This window comes from Bacillus cereus group sp. BfR-BA-01522, from assembly GCF_022662635.1.
Classification (GTDB): Bacteria; Bacillota; Bacilli; order Bacillales; family Bacillaceae_G; genus Bacillus_A; species Bacillus_A cytotoxicus.
On sequence record NZ_JAKUDY010000004.1, the window covers coordinates 1 to 25,892 of the forward strand.

The following is a 25,892-nucleotide window of genomic DNA, read 5'->3' on the forward strand; positions in this document are numbered from 1 at the left end:
TTATAAGTTAATCCTTTGCCTGTCTCTTTGTATGCGTCATTCCATTGTGCTAAAAAATGATTGAATACAAAACGTGAACAACCGATTGTTTTTGCAATTAGAATTTCTTGCTCCTTGTTTGGATAGATACGAAACTTATACACTTTGTTAACTAACATTGATTTCACCTCCTTTTAGCATATACTCATTATATACCAAACATAAGTATATACTGAAATGGAAGTGAAGTAGTATGGAACGTATTTCAAAATTAATTACGTTTCCTGCTGATTTAGTGGCAGAAATCGAAAAATACCAAAAAGAAAATTACATCACGAGTTTTGCAGGTGCGGTTTACGAGCTTATTCGTAAAGGTTTAAGTGTGTCGGATCGTTAACGTGGCATAAGCCACGCCCTATCCGAAGGCGATTCATCCCCCACCTACTCATTGGGCTATGCCCTGCACGTTCCTTGAGGTGGGTGTCTTCTCGCCTAAAAAGATAAAAATAAAGAAGATAGGCACAAACTGTTCCCTTCCGTAAAAGCACGACTTGTTCAACCAATAGTAAACGAAAAATAGAGAAAGTTTCTCTTTTATTCAGGTCTTTTTCTCTTCTATTTTTTACACTTCTTGTAAAATGCTACATAAACAGAAGAAAGCAGCCTATTCATGGCTGCTCAACCGTCTTGTTTTTTATATTATACCATAGCCTTTAGATAAAATCCTGCTTTTTACGAAATGGATATTCTCTGTCCTGGCTCATATTGTAAGTAGTGATCTGGATTTGTGCTTAGCAGGCGCACAATCGAATACGATTGATCTTTTTCTAAGTTCACTACCATTTCTACACCACTTACATGAATAACTTTTTGCCCTTCATTTTGCGAATAATCTGGTGGATAAATGAAATGTTCCGGCATCATTGTGTATAAAATCATTGTAACAACTTCCCATCTTGATTTTTCCCTGTCGCTCTCATATCGATCAATGCATTCAATTTTTGAATCGCATCTCCTATTCCTCCCACATCATCGATTAAGCCGTATTTCACCGCATCGCCACCAATTACATTTGTTCCAATGTCACGCGTTAAATTTCCTTTTGCAAACATAAGCTCCTTAAAACGATCTTCTGTCACTTTAGAATGCTTTGTTACAAATCGAATGACACGTTCTTGCATTTTATCCAAATACTCAAATGTTTGCGGCACACCAATGACAAGTCCTGTTAAACGAATTGGATGAATCGTCATCGTTGCTGTTTCTGCAATATAAGAATAATCGGTCGACACAGCAATTGGGACACCGATGGAATGGCCACCACCTAACACAAGAGATACTGTCGGTTTTGAAAGCGATGCTACCATTTCGGAAATAGCTAGTCCCGCTTCAACATCTCCACCGACTGTGTTCAGTATTAATAATAACCCTTCGATTTTCGGATTTTGTTCGATTGCGACGATTTGCGGAATGATATGTTCATATTTCGTCGTTTTATTTTGTGGTGGCAATTGAACATGCCCTTCTACTTGCCCTACAATTGTCAAACAATGAATTTTAGACTCATTCATTTGCGGCACGTTCGTTTGACCTAGCTGTTGAATCTTCTCTATTACTGATGCTTCTTTCGCATCTCCTTTTGGTTCAGCTTCCGTTTCTTCATTTGTATAACGTTCATGCTCTGTCATATCGCATCCCCTTTCGCTCGTATACACCTATTATTTCTTAAGTTGTAAATTTCATTCGAGAGGGATGAAAAGAAAAAAGGTCACCCACACATTATATTTAGGTCATAGATGTTAAACTCAATAAAATCAAAGGCAGGAACATATTTGATATGTATAAAATATTCCTGCCTATTTTATTATGTGGAGTTCCACCACATCCATCAACTTAAGAATTTAATAACACCCATAAAACAAATTCTGATCATTTATAAAAAAGTTTGATAATTATTAATAAAGTTTGATAAGAAATTCTGTTAGTTAAAGTTTCTTATGCAACTAACGGGGCAGTTTAGTTCGAAGCTGTCAGTTGCCGAAAACTTTATTTTATTTCCGACAAAGAAAAAACCCAATGCAATTACATTGGGTTTAAACATTGGTACAACCGCGTTCGCCAAGTAACCGAGTCAATGTAGCCCCATCTTTCACCAATAAAATACATAAGATTTGGGATGCCCTACCTTTCATCATGGAGAGTATGTAACTGTTGTCTTGAGAGCCTATGGGGTATACCTTTCCTGTAAAATTTGAGCTCAGGGCATTGGATGTTTAGCAAAGAAAACAAATATGCATAATTTTCTATTTTTATCCATACCACGCTAACGGGAGCTTTAGTGGAATAAGGAGCCTTAAAATAATCAAACTTTATTCCAAAGCTACATTTGGGGTATTTGCTTTTCTAAGCTTGATTGTGATAGACTACTGCCAGCATTTCAGAAAAAAACATGTTAAGCAAAAAAATACAATAAGCTGCCCCTATCAGCAGCTTATTTACATAATTTTCGAAAGCGGAAGTAGATTGTAAAAGGTTGGAATGATTATATCCAACCTCTTTTTATGAACTCTTAATTATATAACAGTTGATGTTATTTTGATGGTTTTATAGCATCTACTATAAGAGAAACAAAACCGAGCTCTCCATCCTTATTTCTATGGTCAAAACGTTTAGATCTGTAAATAAACCCTTGTTTTTCATCCCATTCATGAAAATGAAAATCTCCATTTTCATTACAATATTCTAGAAGCTTTACCTCGAAACCGGCTTCGTTAAACATGGAAGTTATAGTTTTAAAGTTATGTACAATTTTATGGCTTGCTGCTGGATGATCTTTAGGACCTGGTCCCCCCACTTGTACTCCATTTTGATAATCTTTATCTGGGAAAAAACTATCGGGAACGGCACAACGGATGTAACCACCAGGTTTTAGAAAATCAAAGCATATTTTTGCAGCTTCTTTCCCTTCTTCATAGGTTAAGTGCTCCCATACATGTTCAGCTAAAATAGCTGTTACAGTGTTAGGTGAAAATTTTTTCTCCCAATCATCTCGTTTTAACAAGTTTAGTTCTGTCTCTTCTGTTTGTATCCATTCGGGATTGTTATTGTATCCTCCAACACCAACAACCACTCTTATCTCTTCTTTCAAAAGCACAAGGTCATCTCCTTTACAGTATGTATAATCAAATACTTTACTTTGTATTATACCGTTTTATCTCAAAATTAAGAAATGTATATCATATTCATATAAAGTTAACATAACGTCTCATTATTGGTAGCAAGAAAAAGGCGAATCCTTACTCTTAGAATGAATCCCCTTTTATATTTTCTATAACTCTATTCATCTTTTTATACATTCCTATCTCGGTATGGGTTTTAGAGGTCTCGTTTGTTACTGGATTAGCCGAAAAGCTGTATAAAATCTTGCATACCCTTAGCGTATTTTTTTAAAACGGGCAATCCTCTAATATGTGTGGTCTTGCTTTATAACTTCGAAAAGTAATCAGTAAGCTTTTCATTTTCTCTTTCGCGTAATCGCTTATTTTCCTCTTCGAGCTCTTTTTTTCTTTTTTTCAGCTTTTCAATCTTTCTTTTAAGAGATGCAAGACATTTTGATTACTTTCATCTCGTTTAATTCTAGAGTCTACAAATGCTTTTTCTTGTTGATTCCGTAAGAATTTAATACGTTCTTTAAGTTCTGGGTGATTATAAAGCGTAGCTTTACTTACACCAGCTTCTTCCGCCACACTGTTAAAGTTAATTGCCTTAGAAATCTTTGTTAAGCGTTTAATAGCTTCCTCAACTTTAACTTTGGTTGTTTGCTTTCTTTTTTCGTGTAACTTCCTCAATTGTTCTTCACGGTTAACACCTTTCCTTTTCTTGCCCTCTAGCTACCTTTTTATACGTTCAAAACGTCCAAAAATGGTATTTCCTTTTTTAATGGTTTTATAAATGTTTTTGTATCTTTTTAAGTTCCTTTCGTTTGCTTTGACCATATCTTGGCGACCATATTCCTTTGAAACTTCAATTATTTTAGTTGTACTTTCTATATGTAGCTCATATTTTTTTACATCAAAGCTTGTCATACCAACCGATAAGTCAAAACAAGGTTTTCCATCGTTTGCTGTAAGGCAAGGGGGCTCTACTGCTAATGGACAATTACCATTAACTCGAGCACGACACATCCCGTAAAAAGGTGTAAACACATTTTAGACTATCATTTATATGTTGCTTTGGATTAGTTTTTTATATTTCAAATTATTTTTTGCATAATAATGAAGATACTCTAAATAGTTCTCGATATACTTTCTTGTAAGAGTATTTCGATTACTCCAGTTAGGTTCTAGTTGACTGATAAAATTTAGAAATCTTGAAACAAATCTTAGATAATTCATAGCTGTACCCACCGAAAATTTCTTTCCGCCTAGTAATCTAATTTTAATATATTTTTTAAAATGCTGTTTAAAAACATCGTTATGAATAGTTGTGAAATGCTTCGAAGGATCCCTAAGGCAACATCGTCCTTTTAGTTATCTATTTTGGGTCCAATTTTAAACGCATGAGCTGCTTTTTCCCAATTCTCTCGGATTGCACCATAAGAAGGGGGAACATATAGATTGATTGTTGTTTGGACTTGCGAATGTCCCAAACACTCTTGTACCATTTTAATATTTTTCGTTTCGAGATAGTAAATAGTTCCGTGTGTATGACGAAATAAATGTGGGGTTATATGAATGCCGTTTTTTCTCTCAATCTCTTTAAAAGTGACATATACATCCGAATAGGTCATTGGTTCACCAGAATTTTTCCCAAGAAGCTTTACAAAAACAAAATTATGATCCAGATTATAGTCATCATATAAGTTCATTAATGACTGAGAAATATCTAATTCCCGAGATTCTGCTTTTAACTTACCGCCATTAGGTAATTCCCCTCTATCTGTTAATTTGAGCTTATGTTTTCTTTGTTTAGCATCAAATTGAAAATCTTTAAGGAATAAAGAGATAGCTTAGCCAATACGTAAACCAGTTTCAAAAAGCAAAAGAACTAGAAATCGATCTCTAATATTCATAGTTAAATGATAGATAGTTTCAACTTGTTCTTTTGTAAATATCTTTGTTTTTTCTTTGGGTTCTTTTTCTTTATTATGTTTTTGGGGTAACTTTGTAAGGAAATGATCTTGTTGTTCCTACATGGGGTTCTAAGCCAGGTCACATAGTTAGATAAAGTCTCAAAATTGACTTGTTGGTAATCAATTTTTATTTATTGTAAGTATGTAAAATAGTGTTTTAAAGCCGTACAGTATGTCTTTAAAGTATTGCTTTTACTCTCTTTGTTATAGAGATGTTTCATATACCTAGCTACTGATACAACGGGTACTCCTTTCGAATTTAGTAGAAGATATGCCTTTCTATTACCAATGGATATTTCTTGAACTCTCATTAAAACACCATCCCATCCTTTGTCTATCTTTAAGAGTACCTCTGATTGTTTTTTAAGATCCTCGCACTGAAATTTTGCCCTCCTCCAAAAACCAAACAAACTATTCAAATTACACACCTATATTATACTAATTAAACTAAATATTCAATCTTTACTTCCCCATTCATTATATAAATAAAAAAGGATAATCAGCCCTCATAATGGACTAACTATCCTGTAATTTATTATCTAAATTTAAAGTAAAGGTAACCTGTTACACTTCCATAATAATCGGTAAAATCATTGGTTTTCTTTTCGTTTCTTCATATAAGAATTGTCCTAATAGTTCACGAATGTTTTGCTTCAACATAGACCATTCAATCGAATATTCTTTAATAGACTGTTCTACAATTGTACGTACAATGTCTGTAGATCTTTCAATTAATGCCTCTGATTCACGAACATAGACAAATCCGCGTGAAATAATTTCTGGACCAGAGATTATTTTTTTCTCTTCTTTTCCAAGCGTTACTACAACAACTAAAATACCATCTTGTGATAACATTTTTCGATCGCGCAGAACGATGTTCCCAACATCTCCTACACCTAATCCATCAATAAGAACATTACCTGCTTGTACTTTGCCAGCTGGTTTTGCCTCATCACCTTCAAAAGCAATTACATCACCCTTATCGACAATGAAAATATTTTCTCTTGCAATACCTACATCTTCAGCTAAATACGCATGTGCTTTTTGCATACGGAATTCACCATGTACGGGTATAAAATATTGCGGTTTCATTAAATTTAACATTAATTTTAATTCTTCTTGACTACCATGACCAGAAACGTGTACTTTTCTTTCACCATAATAGACAACTTCCGCACCGGCTCTAAATAATAAATCGATAATTTTAGATACCGACACTTCATTACCAGGAATTGGAGATGCTGCAATAATAACTGTATCTCCTTTGCGAATGGAAATTTGTTTATGAGATTGCTTTGCCATTCTTGAAAGGGCTGCCATCGGTTCACCTTGGCTACCTGTTGTTAAAATTGCCACTTTCTTCTCCGGGAAGTTCTCTACTTCTTGCAATGAAATAAGCATGCCATCCGGCACATCTAAATACCCAAGACGTCTTGCAATATCTACTACTTTCACCATGCTACGACCAACAACCGCTACTTTACGTCCTGTTTCAGCCGCTGCATCAAAAACTTGCTGAATACGGTGAACATTGGATGCAAAAGAAGCAACAATAATGCGTCCTTCTGCGCCATAAAAAACTTTTGATATTTCCATACCAACTTCTTTTTCAGAACCTGTGTAACCAGGTCGTTCCGCATTCGTACTATCAGATAATAAGCAGAGCACACCTTCATTTCCGATTTTTGCCATCTTTCCAAGATCTGCTCCGCTATTACCAATCGGTGTTTGATCAAATTTAAAATCTCCTGTATATACAATCGCACCTTTTGATGTATGGAAGCATACACCAACAGAATCAGGAATACTGTGCGTTGTTCCAAAGAATGAAACCGTTGTCGTATTAAATTCAACTTCCGAATTTGAATCAATTGTTTTTAAGTCTACACGACCAAGCATTCCTGCTTCATTCAGCTTTTCTTGAATTAATCCTACCGTTAACTTGGTTGCATATACCGGAATGGAAAGCTTACGCATTACATAAACAATTCCACCAATATGGTCTTCATGACCATGTGTAATAAATAAACCTTTTACTCGCTCTTGATTTTCTATTAAATATGTAATATCAGGGATTACGATATCAATTCCAAACATCTCATCTCCTGGAAACATTAAGCCTGCATCGACGATAAAAATTTCGGAATCAATTTCGACGCAGTACATATTTTTTCCGATTTCACCTACTCCACCAAGAGCAAATACCTTTACAGAATCAATCTCTTTTCTCTTCATGTTGTTGCCTGGTTTAAAAATCTTGTAAACACTGATTTCACTAAAATTGTAGAGACACCAGGGAAACTCTACAACCACCATATATTCACCGTCCAAGACGAATGTCCTTACCGTTATGCGATATCATGTTCTTTTTCATTTTTTAAACCAGGTTTCACCTCTCTTTCATTTATATAAATCAAATATCTTATGCGATATCATATGAAAATGCCGTTGAATTGTATTTTTTTCCACTTTTGCTAAGCATACCCGTACTAAGCTACTTAGCCATATTATAACTGATATAAGAATTGGAACACAAGTTAAATCGTGAGAAAGAGAGGAAAGCAGACAAATTCCATATAAAATATTCCTTTACGTTCGGCAGGAAAACAATCATCTCACGGGAATAAAAAAGGAAAGGGGAGCCATTTACATGGATTATTTCATTTTCGAATCGCTTCCAAATAAAAAGATACAAGAGGAAATCATTCAATTACACAAACCATTTTCAATCATTCGAATGATTGAATAAAACAAATGCAAAATAAACCAAAGTTACTCATCAATTTAGCTATGCACAATCAACAAGTAGTCGGTTATAAAATCGGATATGAACTGAATAACGAAATGTTTTATAGCTGGTTAAGCGGCGTTGCTGATCAGTATAGAAATCAGAGGATTGGCTCTAACTTAATGAAAGCTCAGCATCAGTTATTAAAAGAAAAGGGGTATTCTATCGTTCAGACGAAAACGAAAAAGAAATGGCGTAATATGCTCATTCTCAATATAAAAAGTGGCTTTGATATTATCGGGACATATACGAATGAGAAAGGAGAACCTAAAATTATTCTTCAGAAACGTTTATTATAAATGTAATTTTTGTTTCAAAATAAAAATGACCTAGCTGAAAACTAGGTCATTTTTTATTAACGCGGGATTGATTGTATCACTTCTTGTAAAGTTACTCGTTCTTCTTCTGTTAGTGGAAGAAGCGGTAAACGTACAGATCCTACATCTAATCCAACCATTTGTAACGCTGTTTTTACTGGTGTTGGACTCGGTGCCATAAATAATGCATTTGTTACTCTTAGAAGTAATTGATGCAATGTTTGTGCCTTCTTAAAATCTCCTGATTGGAATGCTGAAATCATTTCTTGCATTTCCTTTCCAATCACATGAGAAGCAACAGATACAATACCTTTCGCCCCAACTGCCATAGCTGGTAACGTTAACCCGTCATCACCGCTGTATACAGCAAAATCGTCCGCTGTTTTTTCAATGATTTCTGTCATTGTTAATACATCGCCGCCCGCATCTTTAATTGCAACGATGTTTGGAATTTTTGATAAACGAACAACTGTATCAACAGAAATTTGAACAATAGATCGTCCCGGAACATTATATAGCATAATCGGAAGTTCAGTACTCTCAGCAATCGCTTTAAAGTGCTGATACATTCCTTCTTGACTTGGTTTATTATAATACGGCGCCACTAACATCACTGCATCGACACCAACTTCTGTCGCTTTTTTTGTTAGCTCAATAGAAGCATGTGTATTATTGCTACCTGTTCCAGCGATTACGGGCACCCTTTTATCGACAACAGATACGACATGGCGATATAACGCTACTTTTTCTTCTGATGATAATGTAGGTGACTCTCCAGTTGTTCCTCCTACCACGATTGTAGTTGTACCGTTATCTATTAAATAATTTACCAATTTCGTTGTCTTTGCAAAATCGATATTTCCGTTTTTATCAAACGGCGTTACCATCGCAGTTGCAATTGTCCCAAAATCTATCATGGTCTCACTCCTTATTGTTCCAGTTGCTTTTCTTTAGAAAGCTCAAATGCACTATGTAATGCATTTACAGCCTCTACTAAATCTGTCTCTTTTACAAGCACCCAAATCGTTGTATGGCTATCTGCAGATTGTAAAATTTGAATACCTTTTTCTGCTAATGCAGTAACAATTTTGGCAGTAACCCCTGGAATGCCAGCCATTCCAGCTCCAACAATGGATACTTTTGCACAATGTTCCGTTACAATTGGTTCATATCCAAGTGTTCTTAATAATTCAATCGCACGACCTGAGACATGATCGCTCACTGTATACGCCACACCTGTTGGGGAAATATTAATTAAATCAACACTAATCCCTTCACTCGCCATCTCTTTAAAAACTTGTTGCTGTAAATCATATGCTCCATCTTTCGCAAGCACTTTAATTTGTGTCACATTCGATACGTGAGCAATTCCTGTAACAGGGCGTTCCTCTACATCGCGCCCTTTCGTAGCACCATCATATGCTGCAATAAGCGTACCTTCGCTATCAGAGTACGTAGAACGTACGCGAAGCGGCACTTTCGCATGCATCGCAATTTCAACGGCGCGCGGATGAACAACTTTTGCCCCTTGATATGCCATGTTACAAATTTCATTGTATGTTACAGTTTGAAGATGACGTGCATCTTTTACAATACGTGGATCTGCCGTCATTACCCCTTCTACATCTGTAAATATATCTATATATTCCGCATGAAGTGCAACACCTAATGCGGAAGCGGATGTATCACTGCCTCCACGTCCAAGCGTTGTCGTATCTCCAGCTTTCGTTTGACCTTGAAATCCTGTAACGACAATAACATCTACATTTTGTAACTCTTCATATATACGATCGCAATTCATTTCAATAATCTTTGCATTCGTAAAGTCGTCATTCGTTACAAAACCAGCTTGCGCACCATTTAGCGCCGCTGCTTTTATTCCATTTTCATTTAGCATATTTGAGAAGACGACAGCTGAGATTAATTCTCCACATGATAACAATAAATCTTGCTCACGTTTTGAAATACTGCATTTCTCTTGATTCACAAGACTTAATAATGTATCTGTCGCATATGGCTCGCCTTTTCGTCCCATTGCTGATACAACCGTAACTACTTTATAGCCAGCATCTAATGATTTTTTAATATGGTGAAGTGCATGCTTACGTCCATTTTCATCACGTACTGATGTCCCACCGAATTTTTGAACAATAATTTTCATCTTTGCACCTTCTCTTAGCCGTTTACACTAATTGTAATTTGATTAATCGTTCTGCAATTTGAACAGAGTTCCATGCAGCGCCTTTTAATAAGTTATCAGATACGACCCAAAGATGGAATCCTTTTTCGTTATTTAAATCTTTACGAATACGTCCAACGAATACTTCGTTTTTACCAACTGCAGTAGATGGCATTGGATATAGCTGTTCTGCTGGATCATCTTGTAATACTACACCTTCTGCACTTGCAAGTAGGTTCTTCAAGTCTTCTACTGTTACACCTTCTTGATCTACTTCGATATAAACAGACTCAGAATGACCTGATACAACAGGTAAACGGACACATGTTGCAGCAACTTCTAACTCAGGCATATGCATGATTTTTTTCGTTTCATTAATCATTTTCATTTCTTCAAATGTAAATCCATTATCTTCAAACTTGTCGATTTGTGGAATCGCATTAAAAGCAATTTGGAAATGTTTTTTATCACCTGATACAGGTAAAACATTTGCTTTTACTTCTTCACCATTTAAAATCGCTTGTGATTGTTCATGAAGTTCTTGAATCGCAGCAGCACCCGCTCCAGATACAGCTTGGTATGTGGAAACAATTACTCGTTTTAATCCAAACTGCTGACGAATCGGCTCAAGAGCAACTACCATCTGAATTGTAGAACAGTTTGGATTTGCAATAATACCATTATGTTCTTTTAAGTCATTTTCATTTACTTCTGGTACAACAAGCGGCACATTTTCTGCCATACGGAATGCACTTGTATTATCAACAACAATCGCACCACGTTTTGCTGCTTCTGGCGCGAGTTGTTTCGATACGGATCCACCAGCACTAAATAATGCAATATCCACTCCCTCGAAACTTTCAGGAGTTGCTTCTTGAACTATGAATTCTTCTCCTTTAAATACAAGCTTCTTACCTGCAGATCGTTTCGATGAAAGTAACGTTAACTTTCCGATTGGAAAATCTCGTTTCTCTAAAGTATTTAACATTTGTTCACCAACTGCGCCGGTTGCTCCAACTACAGCGACATGAAAAGTTCTTTGCTTTTCCATCACTATGCCCCTTTCTAGATACCAATCCTTCTATACTTAGAATTAGAAGGAGCAGAATCTCCTTCTAATCTTAATAACGTTAATTTTATCATATTCTGCAATAAGAATGATGGTTTCCGAAAAAATTGTCTGTTTTTTTTCGTCTTTTAATTCATATATCTGAATTTTTCTACAACAACTGGCTGCAATTGTTTCCCTTCTAACGCTTCTAGTACTGTATTTTCAAGCAATTCCATCCGAGCTACCATTGAGTTTGGTTTTTTCTCCGGCGCATCTTGCCCAAATGGTACGAAGTATATGTTTTTTGTTGCCATTAGGCGCATAAGGTTGACACCATTTAATCCAAGAGCATCATTTGTAGATACAGCTAATACAACAGGCTTTCCATTTCTAAGAGTAGCTTTCGCTGCCATTAAGACTGGTGAATCTGTCATCGCATTTGCAAATTTACTCATTGAGTTTCCTGTTAAAGGAGCGATTACCATACAGTCTAGTGGAATCTTCGGACCAAGTGGTTCCGCTCCAACAATTGTATTGATTACTTTATGTCCTGTTATTTCTTCAATTTTATCAATCCACTCTGCTCCTTCACCAAATCTAGTATTAGTTGATTGCACAGTATAAGAAACAACCGGTCTTACTTCGGCTCCTTCTGCAACTAACTTTTCTAAATGTGGCATCACTTCTTCATACGTACAATGGGAGCCTGTAAATCCAAAGCCAATTCGTTTTCCTTTCAAGTTCATTTTTCATTCTCCTCTCTGGCTATCATATCTGCTTTTAATAACTGAGAAAGAACATTCGCCAAAATTTGCCCAGCTGTTTTGGGAGCAACAATTCCCGGAAGACCTGGTGCTAATAATGCCTTCACACCTCGTTTCTCTGCATAACGAAAATCCGTTCCGCCTGGCTTAGACGCTAAATCAATAATTAATGTATGTGCTGGCATACGGGAAATCACATTAGCTGTTACAACAAGATGCGGAACTGTATTAATGACAATGTCAACATTCTTTACTTCCTTGCCAATATCTTGCATATAAAAAGGAGAAAACTGCATTTCTGTAATACGAGCGATATGTTCTGAACGTCTTGCGCCAACTTTGACATGTGCTCCTAATGATTGAAACGCTCTTGCGACACTCATTCCCGTTCGACCAAATCCTAAAACCATAACATTCGATCCGTGAATCGTATAATCTGTATGCTGAATAACCATCATTAAGGTACCTTCTACGGTTGGAATAGAATTATAAATAGCCACATCATCACGATCAAATAATTTTACAAGCTTTCGATTGGTAGTAGCTACAAGATTTTCCAAGTACGGCGTACCAATTCCTGAATATATAGTAAAGTTTTCTGGTGTTTTTTCAACTTGTTCCTTAGTGATTGAAACTTTTTCATTAGAAAAGATCGTATCAACTTCTCCTTTTGCATTGGTTCCTGCTACCGGTAAAATAATCGCATCTAAAGAAGTGAAATCTAGATCTTGCATAGTCTCTTTTGCTGCCCCAGTGAAGCCATGATCTAATTGATCAAATCCTATCAATGAAAGTTTCGCATCAAGTTCGACCAACTTGCGAATTACCTCTAGCTGTCTTGCATCTCCTCCTATGACAGCAATGTGCATCTCAGTCAACATTCTCTAATTCACCTTCTTTTTCTTTCATTTATAAGAAAAACGCCTATTTTTTCTTTTTTCTCCACATCATATGTACCGTACGAGTTAGAGGTGATTGAAAAACAGAAAGCGTGCATGAATAGTCTCTACAGTGCATCTGCAATCCCTTACTTTTATCCCGCTGGTTTAAGACAATAACAGCCCGATTGGTGAGGGTTCGTAATCAGTTGGGTGAAGCCCCCACTGTTTAAAATTTTACTTTATCGCTAAACTTCCATCATCTTTCTACTAAATTGTGAAGAAATAAAAAAAGATAACCAAATTGGCTATCTTTTACTTTGATTTCGGATGATTTGCTAAATCAAATATAATCATATCGTGGCCTACCTTCTTAATTCTGCTCCATTCTACTCTAACTTCCTGTTGCTCCCTTTTAAAACCGCCCCACTTTCCAACAGGAATAATGAGAGCTTGAATCTTTCCATCTTTCTCATTAATTTCTAAATCCGCATGCCCTAATACTCCCATCTTCTCCGCTCGTTCTAAGTCGACAATTTCTTTTCCGCTTAATTCACTTAACCGCACCATTTTCTCCTCCTTCATTTTTGGCAAGATAACGTTCTATAATAAGTACCCTATTCTATATATGTACAAAAAATAACAGAAATTTGATTGCCGAAAACAAAAAAACTGTATCTCGCATTCACGAGATACAGTTTTTTTTGCTTATTTCATACTTTTTGGTAACTCACCATTTGGACTAATTAGTGCTGCTGAAAATTCATTTGTAAATATATCACGAATCAATGCATCAACATTTGGTTTTGTCACGTTGTTAATGCTTTCGATAATTTCATCAAGAGAGCGATGTTTTCTTAGAAGCAATTCATTTTTACCATTGCGACTCATACGACTATTCGTACTCTCTAAACTTAACATTAAATTCCCTTTTAGCTGCTCTTTACTATTCACAAGTTCTTTTTCTGTAATACCTGTATTTTTCAATGTGTCTAATGTTTCTTGTATTGTGTCATACAATGTATCTAATTGTTGACTTCCTGTACCACCATAAATAGTTAGCATTCCCGTATCTTCGTAAGAAGAATGATATGAGAATACAGAGTATGCTAGACCGCGTTGTTCCCGTACTTCTTGGAATAAGCGACTGCTCATGCTACCACCTAAAATATTATTGAGCACAATCAAGTTATAAATATCGTCATGCCCCATTTGTAATCCTTTAAATCCTAAACATAAATGCGCTTGTTCTGTTTCTTTCTTGCGAGCGACTTTATTGAAATGGAAAATTGGGCTATGTACTTGCTCACGATTTGTTGTTCCCTCATAATTACCAAAGTATTGTTCTACCGTTTGTACAAACGTTTCATCAATATTTCCAGCAATTGATACAACAACATTTTCAGGTGTGTAATGATCTTTAATGTATTGTCGCAACGTGTCTCCTGTAAATGTTTCAAGCGTTTCTTCCGTTCCCAAAATTGGATATCCAAGTGGATGCGTTTCGTATGTTGCTTTCGTTAATATGTCATGTACAATATCATCTGGTGTATCTTCGTACATTTTAATTTCTTCAAATACAACCTTCTTCTCTTTTTTCAATTCAGCCTCATCAAATGTTGAGTTAAAAAACATATCCGCTAACACATCAAGCGCATATTTTGCGTGCTCATCAAGCACTTTTGCATAATAGCATGTGTATTCTTTGGATGTAAATGCATTTACTTGACCGCCGATACTGTCAAATGATTCCGCAATCTCTTTCGCACTACGTGTCTTTGTACCTTTAAAGAACATGTGCTCCAAAAAGTGTGAAATCCCATTATTTTTCGCATTTTCATTTCTAGAACCTGCATGGATCCATATCCCAATTGCAACTGAACGCACAGTAGGTATATTCTCCATAACAATTCTTACACCATTCTTACAAGTATATTTTTTAATCAAAAAAACTTCCTCCTAATGCCAGTTTCTCTAAATAATCGCTATTATTTAATGATAACAAGTTTGCACATGAATGTCATGCAAATGTATTTAATCAATCCGTTTTTCATCCATTAATTCTGAAATATTTCCAATCTTATATCCCTTGTTTTTCATTTGGCTAATCATCGAATCAAGTGCTTCTGCTGTCGAAGATGTAGGATGCATTAACACGATAGCACCTGGATGTATTTTTCGCATCACTCTTTGCAAAAGTACATCTGGCTCGGGTCGTTGCCAATCAATCGTATCAACTGTCCACATAATCGTTCCCATCTTTAAATCATCAGCCACCTTTACAACTTCATCGCGGAAACTTCCGCTTGGGGGTGCAAACCATCGAATTTTTTGGTTGGTCGTTGCCTCAATAATTTGATTTGTTTTTTGTAATTGTTCTTTTATTTGATGTGCGGACAACGTTTTCATATCTGGATGCGTATACGAATGATTTCCTATCTCTTGCTTTTCATCTACAATCATTTTCGCAAACCTTACATTCTCTTTCACCCAGCGTCCTTCCAAAAAGAAAGTTGCCTTCACATTGTGCTTTTTCAACGTTTCTAATATGCGCGGTACATATTCATTTCCCCAAGCTACATTTATCGTTAATCCAATCATTTTTTTCTGTGGATGACCGCGATAAATAGGAGCAGGAGCTAAGTCTTCTAAATGAATAGTAGGTGAGATTTCTCGAAATACGAGTTGTTTTTCATTAAACTTTTGCGATTTCTTCATATTCTTATAGGATGCTTCTACATCAACTTCTTTGCCATTATATCCTGGTGTCGCTTTCCAAACCTTATCAATCACTGCATTTTGCGGAGCAATAAAATGTTGTTTGGCTTGCTTTTGAATTTCGGCATACAACTCATCATTGGCAAACACTGAGTGTGAAAATAGTCCAATGCAAAATAAGAATGTCGCTAAATATATAACTATACGAGTTTTCATATAAACCCTCCCATTAACTATGCAAAAAGAGCCATATATTCTCTTCTTATCTTTGTTAATTTGAGCGTTATTATAAAAACTATACCTTGCTACATATAAAAATCTATATTATGTATATCTTTTTATATAACAAAAAAAGCCAGAAATCTGGCTTTTTTCCTCATTTTTATTCTTGTGTCGCTTCTTCTTTTGCTACCTCTTTTTCTTGCTCTTCTTTTAGCAATACTTTTCTAGATAAGTTTACACGACCTTGTTTATCAATCTCGATTACTTTCACTGAAATTTCATCACCGATTTTTACAACGTCTTCCACTTTACCTACACGCTCAAGAGCCAGTTCAGAAATATGAACAAGACCATCTTTACCGCTGAATAATTCTACGAATGCACCGAATTTTTCAATCCGTTTTACTTTTCCTAAGTAGATTTCTCCTACTTGTACTTCGCGAACGATATCTTCGATGATTTTCTTCGCTTTCTCATTCATTTGTTGATCAATTGAAGAAATAAAGACTGTACCGTCTTGTTCAATATCAATCTTCACGCCTGTTTCTTCAATAATTTTGTTAATTTGTTTACCGCTTGGTCCAATAACATCACGGATTTTATCCGGATTGATTGTCATCGTAATAATTTTCGGAGCATATTCAGATAGCTCTTTACGAGGTTCAGCGATAACAGATAACATATGATCTAGAATGTGCATGCGTCCAACCTTAGCCTGTTGTAATGCTTCTTCTAAGATTTCACGAGAAAGGCCATCGATTTTAATGTCCATTTGTAGAGCAGTTACACCTTTTGCTGTACCTGCTACTTTAAAGTCCATATCACCTAAATGGTCTTCCATGCCTTGAATATCCGTTAAAATTGTATAATGTTCACCAGATTTCACAAGTCCCATTGCGATACCAGCAACTGGCGCTTTAAGTGGTACACCCGCATCCATCATTGCTAACGTACTACCGCAAATACTTGCTTGTGAAGTAGAACCATTGGATTCCAAAACTTCAGATACAAGACGCACTGTGTATGGGAAATCTTTTTCAGATGGAATTACAGGTTCAAGAGCACGTTCTCCTAATGCTCCATGACCGATTTCACGGCGACCTGGCCCACGCATCGGTCTTGTTTCACCAACACTGAAAGAAGGGAAATTGTAATGATGCATAAAACGTTTCGATTCTTCTACACCAAGACCATCTAAAATTTGCACATCTCCTAATGCACCTAACGTACAAATACTTAATGCTTGTGTTTGTCCACGTGTAAATAGACCAGAACCGTGCGTACGAGGTAAAATGCCAACCTCTGACGCTAAAGGACGAATTTCATCACTCTTACGTCCATCTGGGCGAATTTTTTCAACGGTAATAAGACGACGTACTTCTTCTTTGACAATTTTGTATAAAATCTCACTTACTTGTCCTAATACTTCCGCCTCAACTTCTTGCTCTTCATAATGAGCAATGACCCGTTGTTTTACTTCGTTAATTGCATCTTCACGCGCATGCTTTTCATGTACTTGAATTGCAGTATGCATATCTTTCTCTGCCATTTCACGTACAGCTTTTTCCAGTTCAGCATCCACTTCATACAGTTTTACTTCCATTTTTTCTTTTCCGACAGCTTGTACAATTTCTTCTTGGAAAGCAATTAAACGTTTAATCTCTTCATGACCGAACATAATTGCTTCTAACATTGTTTCTTCAGGTACTTGATCAGCTCCTGCTTCTACCATGTTAATCGCGTCTTTAGTACCCGCTACAACAAGGTGAATATCACTTTTCTCTTGTTGTTCTACCGTTGGGTTAATAATAAATTCACCGTCAATACGACCTACTGTTGCCCCCGCAATTGGACCTTCAAATGGAATATCTGAAATAGATAATGCCAATGAAGAACCAAGCATAGCTGCCATCTCAGAAGAACAATCTTGATCAACACTCATTACAATGCTGACAACTTGCACTTCATTACGGAAACCATCTGCGAAAAGCGGACGAATTGGTCGGTCAATTAAACGACTTGCTAAAATTGCTTTTTCACTTGGACGTCCTTCACGCTTAATAAAACCACCTGGGATTTTTCCGACAGCATATAAACGCTCTTCATAGTTTACTGTAAGCGGGAAGAAATCTACATCCTTTGCCTCTTTTGATGCAGTTGCTGTAGATAGAACTGCTGTATCGCCATACCTTACTAATACTGCTCCATTCGCTTGTTTTGCAAGCTGACCTGTTTCAATTGTTAGCTGGCGACCAGCTAAATCTATCGAGAAGACTTGCTTTTCTTGACTCATTTAAGTACCCCTCTCAATTTAAAATATTCACTTCTTCTATGTAAATGGATTATATATCAAAATATTCTCCCTTTAGTATTACCGAAAATTAAGTAAGCTATAAAGAGTAGAAGATATATTTTTTACCTAACAAAAAAGCGGGAAGATTCCCGCTTTTTTGACTATCGACGTAAGCCAAGCTTTGTGATTAATTCACGGTAACGTGTGATATCGCTATTACGAAGGTAAGTAAGTAAGTTACGACGTTTACCAACCATCTTTAATAGACCACGGCGTGAATGATGATCTTTCTTGTGAGTACGTAAGTGCTCGTTTAGAGTGTTAATTTGCTCTGTTAGGACAGCAATTTGAACCTCTGGAGAACCAGTATCAGTCTCATGAGTTCTAAATTGTGCAATGATTTCATTTTTACGCTCTTGTGTTAAAGCCATCCTATTTCACCTCCTAAATAAGTAAACCCCCAATTCCCTAGCATGCGTCGGTGAGTCGCTATGCCAAGCAATGGTTGTCATAAAGTACATAACATAGAATACTACTTTTCATTGGAAAAAGCAAGCACATTCTTTTTCGTCTTAAAATATTCTTGCGCTGTATTTTTATCTTCAGCAATTTGTGCAACTAATTCATCGATACCATTAAATTTCTTTTCTTCCCGAATACGCATATGCCATTCAACAGTAACAGTCTGATCATAAATATCTTCATTAAATTGGAATACATGTACTTCAATAGATAGCTGGCGCTCATTTTCTTTAAAAGTCGGTTTATATCCAATGTTACATACACCATCATGCCACTTATCATGAACCTTTAATCGCACTGCATATACTCCAACAGGCGGCAATAAATAATCACCATTTAAAGCAACATTGGCAGTTGGAAAACCAATTTGACGCCCACGTTTATCACCGTGAACCACTTTTCCTTCCACTGTATAAAGTCTACCTAAAATAGATGGAATTTGTTCCATTTCTCCATTACGAATTAATTTTCGTAACGCTGTAGAACTTACTTTTTCTTCTTGAAATTCAACTTTTTCAATCACGGTTTGTGTAAACTCCCCTCTCGCATGAAATGGCAAAGTCTCCATCGTACCTTTCCCCAAGCGTCCATATGAATAATCAAATCCTGCTACTACATGCTTAACATTTAGCCCAATAACATATTCATCAACAAACTGCTGTGGTAATAATCCAGCGAATGCTTCATCGAATTTCACCACATATAGTAGGTCAATACCTAAATCTGCAATTACCTTTTCTTTCAAACTTGGCGGTGTAATATATGCCACATGTGCTTCTTTTTTCCCTAATACAACAGATGGGTGTGGATGAAATGTCATGACCGCACTTTTCCATCCTTTTTCATCCGCTATTTTTTTTGCCGTTTGAATTACACGTTGATGTCCTAAATGAATGCCATCAAAATATCCTAATGCCATTACAGTAGGTGGTAATTCTAGTTTATTTAAATCATGGCGATGAGTTAAATGAATGAGTTTCACGCTTGCGTTCACCTTTTTCTGTAATAATCCTTCTAATACTTCATTATAGCTTTAATTCTTGATTATTCACAAGTACTTTCATTGGCTTTAACATGCCTGGACGTTTTGGGTGATGTTCATAAATCGCTAAACAATGATTATTACGATCAAATACTGTAATAAATGGAGTTTCCGCTTGTATTTCATTTTTTAAAAACATACCGTTTTTTATTTTTTCTGCTTGTTTTTCGTCTACCACTATTTTTGGAAACTTGCTTAACGCTTCATCAATTGAAATAAAAACAGACTCTACTGTTCCATTTTGCATGTTTTCCTCAATTTCTTCAAATGATACGCAGTCATGTAGCTGAAATTCTCCTGAAGCTGTTCTAACAAGATCAGACATATGTGCCGGGAATCCTAATTTTTCCCCGATCATAACTGCTAATGTTCTCACATACGTTCCTTTGCTACATGTAACACGGAAGCGGAATGAAATATTTGCACCTTCAAATGTTTCACGGTCGTCCAGTAGTGTAAACTCATGAATTGTAATGATGCGAACTGGGCGCTTCACTTCTTGCCCCGCTCTCGCATACTCATATAATTTTTTCCCATTCACCTTTACAGCCGAATACATAGGTGGCACTTGTTCAAGCGTACCTGTCAATTCTGCTAGTACCGCTTCAATTTCCTTGCGTGTAATGGTGCGATTTACATCTTGTTTTTCAACTACTTCACCAGAAGCATCTTCAGTGGTAGTTGAAAATCCTAATGTAACTTCACCCTCATAAGTTTTTGTTTCACTCGTCAAAAATTGTGCAATCTTTGTAGCACGTCCCACACAAATCGGTAACACTCCTGTTACATCTGGATCTAATGTACCTGTGTGACCAATTCGCTTTTCACGTAATATTTTTCGTAACTTAAATACACAATCATGTGAAGTCATTCCTTTTGGTTTATGTAATAATACTACACCTTCCATATGTTCACCTCATTCTTATCTTCTTGCGAAAATTAAGTAGATATTTTTTACTATGCTTGTCTACTTACACGAGTATGTAAAACAAACTTTCTATTGAAAAAATGGATAGACAAATGTCTATCCATTATTCTTCACGTTTACCTTCTTTATTAATTTCATGTAAAAGTGTATCAATTCGATGACCATATCCGATAGATTCATCAAATTCAAAAGAGATTTCCGGTGTTTTACGAAGACGAATACGTTGGCCAATTTCTGAACGAATAAAGCCTTTCGCTTTCGCTAAGCCTTTTAATGTATTTTCTTTCTGTTCTTCATCTCCTAAAACAGAAATATATACTGTGGCAATTTGTAAATCTCCACTTACTTTTACATCTGTTACTGTTACAAATCCGACGCGTGGGTCTTTAATTTTGCGACTAATAATATCGCCTAATTCTTTTTTCATTTGTTCTCCCACACGGTTTGCACGTAGTTTCATAACTATTCACCTCATTCAATACCATTCCAAGTGCGTTATCGTCCGTTCTATCTCCGGAAATGAGTCAATATACTCTAGTACACGATTCATTTCTTTCTCGCAGACAACGCGATTTGAGGATACAGAAACAATTGCAATTTCCGCACGTTGCCATACATCTTGGTGCCCCACTTCAGAAACAGCGACATTATGTCGCTGTTTCACACGGGTTAGCACACGTTGTAAAATTGCTCGTTTCTCTTTTAAAGAATGCACATCGTATATGATGCATTCGAATGAGAGCGAAGCGATAATCATCGCTTCACTTCTTCCATAATGAATGCTTCAATGATGTCTCCTTCTTTAATATCATTGTACTTCTCAATTGTAATACCGCACTCATAGTTTTGTGCAACTTCTTTTACATCATCTTTAAAACGTTTTAATGTATCAAGCTGTCCTTCATAAATGACAACACCGTCACGAATAATACGAACGCCACTATCACGTGTAATTTTACCGTCTGTTACATAGCATCCAGCGATCGTTCCAACTTTTGTTACTTTAAACGTTTGACGAACTTCAGCTTGACCGATTACTTTTTCTTCAAATTCTGGATCAAGCATACCGCGCATTGCTGCTTCAATTTCTTCGATTGCTTTATAGATAATACGATGCAAGCGAATGTCAACATTTTCAGATTCAGCTGTACGCTTCGCATTTACATCTGGACGTACGTTAAATCCAATTACAATTGCATTAGATGCAGAAGCTAAAATAATATCAGATTCTGTAATCGCACCTACGCCTGTATGAATAATTTTCACTTTAACGCCTTCTACATCAATTTTGCGAAGTGATGCAGCCATTGCTTCTACAGAACCTTGTACATCAGCTTTAACGATTAAGTTAATTTCTTTTACATCGCCCTCTTGAATTTGTTGGAATAAATCTTCCAGGCTTAATTTAGATTTTTCACCACGTTGTGCAAGCAATGCCTGTTGTGCACGTGATTCACCAATTTGGCGTGCTTTTTTCTCGTCAGCAAATGCCATAAAACGATCTCCTGCTTGTGGAACTTCATTTAAACCTGTAATTTCAACAGGAGTAGATGGTCCAGCAACTTTTACACGACGGCCAATATCATTTACCATCGCACGAACACGACCATATGTTGTACCAACAACGATTGGATCACCAACGCGAAGTGTACCATTTTGTACAAGTAATGTTGCGATTGCACCTTTTCCTTTGTCAAGTTGTGCTTCAATTACAGTACCTGTTGCGTAGCGATTTGGATTTGCTTTATATTCTTCCACTTCACTTACAAGAAGAATCATTTCTAATAAATTGTCAATTCCTTCACCTTTAATCGCTGAGATTGGTACGAAGATTGTATCGCCACCCCAAGCTTCTGGTACTAACTCATACTCCGTTAATTCTTGCATAACGCGATCTGGATTTGCTGCTGGTTTATCCATTTTATTCACCGCTACAATAATTGGTACTCCTGCAGCTTTTGCGTGGTTAATCGCTTCAACTGTTTGTGGCATCACACCATCATCAGCTGCTACAACAAGAATTGTAATATCCGTTACTTGTGCACCGCGAGCACGCATCGTTGTAAACGCCGCGTGACCTGGAGTATCTAAGAATGTAATTTTCTTATCATTTACTTCTACTTGGTATGCACCAATATGTTGCGTAATTCCGCCTGCTTCACCAGCAGTTACTTTTGAATTACGGATAGAGTCAAGTAATGTTGTTTTACCATGGTCAACGTGACCCATAATTGTTACAACAGCTGGGCGCTCTTTTAAGTCCCCTTCCTCTTCATCTTGTTCATCGATAAATGTTTCGAACTCAATTTCATCTATGACTACTTCTTCTTCCACTTCAATACCGTAGTCACTTGCAATTAACTCGATTGTATCTTTATCAAGATCTTGGTTAATTGTTGCCATAATCCCTAGCATAAAGAGCTTCTTAATAATTTCAGATGGCTCCTTGCCAAGCTTGTTCGCAAGTTCTCCTACTGTAAGCGTTCCAGAGAAAGTAATTTTGTCTGGTGTTTCTACAGTTTGCGCTTGCTGTTTTCCAGCAAAGTTCTCTTGACGTTTATCTTGATTTCCTTTGCCTTTTTTCTTTTTCTTATTGCTGTTCTTTTTGCTGCGAACAACCTTTTCTTCTACTTCAAACTCATCTGCAACAGAAGGGTTTTTCGCTTCATTATTATACTCATTATCTAGTTTGTTTACTACTTCATCGTCTAACATTGTCATATGATTCGAAACCTCAATATTCATTTCTTTTAGTTTTGTAATAATCTCTTTACTTGAAATATTGTACTTCTTTGCATATTCATATACTCGAATCTTACTCATACCTTCACCCCCGGTAAGTTGTATCGAGCATGCTACGCAGCTTTTTCGCAAAGCCCTCATCTAACACAGCTACAACGACTCGTTCGTCTCTCCCAATCGCATGCCCTAATTGTTGTCGATTTTCGACTTTTCTCATTGGTATGTTGTAGTACGTGGTTTTATCTGTGATGCGCTTTGTCGTATTCGCAGACGCATCCTCAGAAAGCAATACAAGCTTTGCCTTGCCACTTCGTACTTCTTTTAAAACAAGTTCTTCACCCGAAATAATTTTTCGGGCACGATTTGCTAGGCCTAAAAACGATTTCCAATCGGACACTTATTTCGACTCCTTCTCAACAAGTTCAAGAAGTTCTTCATAGAGAGAACTGTCGATTTTCGCTTTTAGATGATGTTCCAAAATGTTCTTCTTTTGTGCTTGAAGAATGCATTCTTTGTCCATTGACAAATATGCGCCGCGTCCTGATTTTTTTCCAGTTAAATCAATAGACACTTCACCCTCTTTGGAACGAACAATGCGAACGAGCTCTCGTTTCGGCTTCATTTCCTGCGTTACAACGCATTTTCGTAACGGAACTTTTCGATTGCTCATACTCATCACCTCTATTCGATTTCGTCTTCAACTGAATCGAATGCGATCATGTTGTCTTCTTCTGTTACAATACCAAGTTGTTTCGCATCAGACTCGCTTTTAATATCAATTTTCCAGCCCGTTAATTTTGCTGCAAGACGCGCGTTTTGTCCACGCTTACCAATCGCTAACGAAAGCTGATGGTCTGGAACGATAACAGTTGTTGCTTTTTCTTCTTCATTCACAAGTACTGATACGACCTGTGATGGACTTAATGCATTAGCAACATATTCTACTGGATCATTTGACCAGCGAACAATGTCAATTTTTTCGCCTTTTAGTTCATCTACAATGCGTTGTACACGCTGTCCTTTCGGTCCTACGCAAGAACCAACTGGGTCAACATCAATATTCTCCGCATATACAGAGATTTTAGAACGATCGCCTGCTTCACGTGCAACAGAACGAATCTCTACTGTTCCATCATAAATCTCTGGAACCTCCATTTCAAATAAACGCTTTAGAAGACCAGGATGTGTACGTGATACGTAAATTTGTGGTCCTTTTGTCGTTTTTTCGACTTTTGTAATGAATACACGGATGCGATCATGTGGTTTATATTGTTCATTTGGCATTTGCTCACTTACTGGTAAAAGTGCTTCCACTTTTCCTAAGCTTACATAAATAAAGCGAGCATCTTGTCTTTGGACAATACCGACCATAATGTCTTCTTCACGATCGCTAAATTCTGAATAAATAACGCCGCGCTCTGCTTCGCGTACACGTTGTGTGACAACTTGCTTTGCAGTTTGCGCCGCAATGCGTCCAAAATCTTTTGGCGTTACTTCAATTTCCAGTACATCACCATTTTGATAGTTTGGATTAATTTGTCTTGCTTCTTCCACAGAAATTTCAAGACGTGGGTCAAATACGTTATCAACAACATCTTTACGTGCTAAAACTTGAATTGTCCCTACTTCTGGATTAAAGCTAACTCGAACATTTTGTGCTTGGTTAAAATTGCGCTTATAAGCAGAGATTAAAGCTGCTTCAATCGCATCAATAATAATATCTTTGCTAATACCTTTTTCTGATTCTAATACGAGCAAAGCATCTAACAACTCAGTGCTCATGAGGATCCCCCTTCTAACTAAAACGTAACTGCAAGTCGCGCATTGGCAACTTTATCCATTGGAATTTGGATTTCTTTTTTACGTGTTTTAATCGTTAATAATAGTGTAATTGTTGTACCATCATAAGAAAGCAATTTTCCTTCAAACATCTTTTCACCATCAATCGGCTCGTATGTTTTAATTGCCACTTGACTTCCTACCGCTTGTTCGAAGTCTTTTTCTTTCTTTAATGGGCGTTCCGCTCCTGGCGATGATACATCCAAAAAGTACAGATGAGGAATTGGATCCTCTTTATCTAAAGCTTCACTTAAACGTTCACTTACCGCACCGCATTCTTCAATGTCGACTCCGGTTTCAGAATCGATGAATACGCGTAGGAACCAGTCTTTCCCTTCTTTCACATATTCTACATCTACAAGTTCAAGATTTAACTCTTCAACAATCGGCTGCGCAAGTGCTTCAACAACTTCTGTAACTTTCTTATCCATAAACAGCCTCCTTCCTGCCGCCATGTACCATTTGAAAGAAAAGCCCCGCTATCATAAAGCGGTCTGCC

Annotated in this window: 27 protein-coding genes and 2 pseudogenes; 2 read left to right on the forward strand and 27 right to left on the reverse strand. The window is 36.7% G+C overall.

Going from position 1 to position 25,892, the window contains the following annotated elements:
• A partial coding sequence (locus MR059_RS07040) for a helix-turn-helix domain-containing protein (RefSeq protein WP_242161721.1) occupies nucleotides 1-158 on the reverse strand: 158 nt, incomplete at its 3' end.
• Between the two features lie 74 nt (nucleotides 159-232).
• Between MR059_RS07040 and MR059_RS07045 the strand changes: the two genes are divergently transcribed.
• The gene (locus tag MR059_RS07045) at nucleotides 233-376 is read left to right on the forward strand and encodes a hypothetical protein (RefSeq protein ID WP_164468624.1); all 144 of its coding nucleotides are present in this window, start codon (nucleotides 233-235) and stop codon (nucleotides 374-376) included.
• Between the two features lie 335 nt (nucleotides 377-711).
• On the opposite strand, the gene MR059_RS07050 is transcribed toward MR059_RS07045, so the two are convergent.
• The 7 genes and pseudogenes from MR059_RS07050 to MR059_RS07080 all read right to left on the reverse strand — a co-directional run bounded on the left by MR059_RS07050 (nucleotide 712) and on the right by MR059_RS07080 (nucleotide 7,345).
• Entirely contained in the window at nucleotides 712-918 is a 207-nt protein-coding gene (locus MR059_RS07050) for a YlzJ-like family protein (protein ID WP_012094887.1), read from the reverse strand.
• Nucleotides 915-1,667 (reverse strand): ClpP family protease, encoded by a 753-nt coding sequence (locus MR059_RS07055; RefSeq protein ID WP_012094888.1) that lies wholly within the window; start codon nucleotides 1,665-1,667, stop codon nucleotides 915-917. Before MR059_RS07055 ends, MR059_RS07050 begins: the two co-directional genes overlap by 4 nt.
• A gap of 902 nt (nucleotides 1,668-2,569) precedes the next feature.
• On the reverse strand, nucleotides 2,570-3,133 hold the full coding sequence (locus tag MR059_RS07060) for a class I SAM-dependent methyltransferase (protein ID WP_242161687.1): 564 nt from the start codon (nucleotides 3,131-3,133) through the stop codon (nucleotides 2,570-2,572).
• Nucleotides 3,134-3,462: 329 nt separating this feature from the next.
• Nucleotides 3,463-3,827 (reverse strand): annotated as a pseudogene (locus tag MR059_RS07065) (DUF6262 family protein).
• Between the two features lie 42 nt (nucleotides 3,828-3,869).
• Nucleotides 3,870-4,184, reverse strand: coding sequence for a hypothetical protein (locus tag MR059_RS07070; protein WP_242161688.1), 315 nt, complete (start codon nucleotides 4,182-4,184; stop codon nucleotides 3,870-3,872).
• 320 nt (nucleotides 4,185-4,504) lie between these two features.
• Nucleotides 4,505-5,421 (reverse strand): annotated as a pseudogene (locus MR059_RS07075) (tyrosine-type recombinase/integrase).
• Nucleotides 5,422-5,674: 253 nt separating this feature from the next.
• Nucleotides 5,675-7,345 (reverse strand): ribonuclease J, encoded by a 1,671-nt coding sequence (locus tag MR059_RS07080; protein ID WP_041809900.1) that lies wholly within the window; start codon nucleotides 7,343-7,345, stop codon nucleotides 5,675-5,677.
• Between the two features lie 519 nt (nucleotides 7,346-7,864).
• On the opposite strand from MR059_RS07080, the gene MR059_RS07085 reads away from it, so the two are divergent.
• Nucleotides 7,865-8,197 carry a GNAT family N-acetyltransferase gene (locus MR059_RS07085; RefSeq protein ID WP_313932404.1) on the forward strand — a complete coding sequence of 111 codons (333 nt, stop codon included), beginning with the start codon at nucleotides 7,865-7,867 and terminating at the stop codon, nucleotides 8,195-8,197.
• Nucleotides 8,198-8,253: 56 nt separating this feature from the next.
• Here the strand turns inward: MR059_RS07085 and dapA are convergent, their stop codons facing one another.
• The 19 genes from dapA to rimP all read right to left on the reverse strand — a co-directional run bounded on the left by dapA (nucleotide 8,254) and on the right by rimP (nucleotide 25,824).
• Complete coding sequence (gene dapA, locus MR059_RS07090; RefSeq protein ID WP_012094891.1) at nucleotides 8,254-9,132, reverse strand: 4-hydroxy-tetrahydrodipicolinate synthase; 879 nt, start codon at nucleotides 9,130-9,132, stop codon at nucleotides 8,254-8,256.
• 11 nt (nucleotides 9,133-9,143) lie between these two features.
• On the reverse strand, nucleotides 9,144-10,376 hold the full coding sequence (gene dapG / locus MR059_RS07095; RefSeq protein WP_012094893.1) for an aspartate kinase: 1,233 nt from the start codon (nucleotides 10,374-10,376) through the stop codon (nucleotides 9,144-9,146).
• A gap of 22 nt (nucleotides 10,377-10,398) precedes the next feature.
• Nucleotides 10,399-11,445, reverse strand: coding sequence for an aspartate-semialdehyde dehydrogenase (asd, locus tag MR059_RS07100; RefSeq protein WP_012094894.1), 1,047 nt, complete (start codon nucleotides 11,443-11,445; stop codon nucleotides 10,399-10,401).
• 146 nt (nucleotides 11,446-11,591) lie between these two features.
• Complete coding sequence (locus tag MR059_RS07105) at nucleotides 11,592-12,191, reverse strand: dipicolinate synthase subunit B (protein WP_012094895.1); 600 nt, start codon at nucleotides 12,189-12,191, stop codon at nucleotides 11,592-11,594.
• Nucleotides 12,188-13,090: a dipicolinic acid synthetase subunit A gene (dpaA, locus tag MR059_RS07110; protein ID WP_048722043.1), complete on the reverse strand. Its 903-nt coding sequence runs from the start codon at nucleotides 13,088-13,090 to the stop codon at nucleotides 12,188-12,190. The genes MR059_RS07105 and dpaA overlap by 4 nt, the downstream gene beginning before the upstream one ends.
• A 312-nt stretch (nucleotides 13,091-13,402) precedes the next feature.
• Nucleotides 13,403-13,654 (reverse strand): YlmC/YmxH family sporulation protein, encoded by a 252-nt coding sequence (locus MR059_RS07115; protein ID WP_041810486.1) that lies wholly within the window; start codon nucleotides 13,652-13,654, stop codon nucleotides 13,403-13,405.
• 141 nt (nucleotides 13,655-13,795) lie between these two features.
• On the reverse strand, nucleotides 13,796-15,034 hold the full coding sequence (locus MR059_RS07120) for a M16 family metallopeptidase (protein WP_048722041.1): 1,239 nt from the start codon (nucleotides 15,032-15,034) through the stop codon (nucleotides 13,796-13,798).
• An 87-nt stretch (nucleotides 15,035-15,121) separates the two neighbouring features.
• Nucleotides 15,122-16,021 carry a polysaccharide deacetylase family protein gene (locus MR059_RS07125; protein WP_012094899.1) on the reverse strand — a complete coding sequence of 300 codons (900 nt, stop codon included), beginning with the start codon at nucleotides 16,019-16,021 and terminating at the stop codon, nucleotides 15,122-15,124.
• Between the two features lie 166 nt (nucleotides 16,022-16,187).
• Complete coding sequence (gene pnp / locus MR059_RS07130; RefSeq protein ID WP_012094900.1) at nucleotides 16,188-18,320, reverse strand: polyribonucleotide nucleotidyltransferase; 2,133 nt, start codon at nucleotides 18,318-18,320, stop codon at nucleotides 16,188-16,190.
• A gap of 161 nt (nucleotides 18,321-18,481) precedes the next feature.
• Nucleotides 18,482-18,751, reverse strand: a complete 270-nt coding sequence (gene rpsO, locus MR059_RS07135) for a 30S ribosomal protein S15 (RefSeq protein WP_001229392.1) — start codon at nucleotides 18,749-18,751, stop codon at nucleotides 18,482-18,484.
• A gap of 101 nt (nucleotides 18,752-18,852) precedes the next feature.
• Nucleotides 18,853-19,824 carry a bifunctional riboflavin kinase/FAD synthetase gene (ribF, locus tag MR059_RS07140; RefSeq protein ID WP_012094901.1) on the reverse strand — a complete coding sequence of 324 codons (972 nt, stop codon included), beginning with the start codon at nucleotides 19,822-19,824 and terminating at the stop codon, nucleotides 18,853-18,855.
• Between the two features lie 43 nt (nucleotides 19,825-19,867).
• Entirely contained in the window at nucleotides 19,868-20,791 is a 924-nt protein-coding gene (truB, locus tag MR059_RS07145) for a tRNA pseudouridine(55) synthase TruB (protein WP_048722032.1), read from the reverse strand.
• A gap of 124 nt (nucleotides 20,792-20,915) precedes the next feature.
• A complete protein-coding gene (gene rbfA / locus MR059_RS07150) occupies nucleotides 20,916-21,272 on the reverse strand; it encodes a 30S ribosome-binding factor RbfA (RefSeq protein WP_012094903.1) in 357 nt (118 codons plus the stop codon).
• A gap of 15 nt (nucleotides 21,273-21,287) precedes the next feature.
• Nucleotides 21,288-21,569, reverse strand: a complete 282-nt coding sequence (locus tag MR059_RS07155; RefSeq protein WP_012094904.1) for a DUF503 domain-containing protein — start codon at nucleotides 21,567-21,569, stop codon at nucleotides 21,288-21,290.
• A complete protein-coding gene (infB, locus tag MR059_RS07160; protein WP_087095232.1) occupies nucleotides 21,566-23,635 on the reverse strand; it encodes a translation initiation factor IF-2 in 2,070 nt (689 codons plus the stop codon). Before infB ends, MR059_RS07155 begins: the two co-directional genes overlap by 4 nt.
• 4 nt (nucleotides 23,636-23,639) lie before the next feature.
• A complete protein-coding gene (locus MR059_RS07165; protein ID WP_017151266.1) occupies nucleotides 23,640-23,951 on the reverse strand; it encodes a YlxQ family RNA-binding protein in 312 nt (103 codons plus the stop codon).
• Nucleotides 23,952-24,224: an RNase P modulator RnpM gene (gene rnpM / locus MR059_RS07170; protein WP_041809905.1), complete on the reverse strand. Its 273-nt coding sequence runs from the start codon at nucleotides 24,222-24,224 to the stop codon at nucleotides 23,952-23,954.
• An 11-nt stretch (nucleotides 24,225-24,235) separates the two neighbouring features.
• On the reverse strand, nucleotides 24,236-25,336 hold the full coding sequence (gene nusA / locus MR059_RS07175; protein ID WP_012094908.1) for a transcription termination factor NusA: 1,101 nt from the start codon (nucleotides 25,334-25,336) through the stop codon (nucleotides 24,236-24,238).
• A gap of 17 nt (nucleotides 25,337-25,353) precedes the next feature.
• The gene (gene rimP / locus MR059_RS07180) at nucleotides 25,354-25,824 is read right to left on the reverse strand and encodes a ribosome maturation factor RimP (RefSeq protein WP_012094909.1); all 471 of its coding nucleotides are present in this window, start codon (nucleotides 25,822-25,824) and stop codon (nucleotides 25,354-25,356) included.
• Between the last annotated feature and the right edge of the window lie 68 nt (nucleotides 25,825-25,892).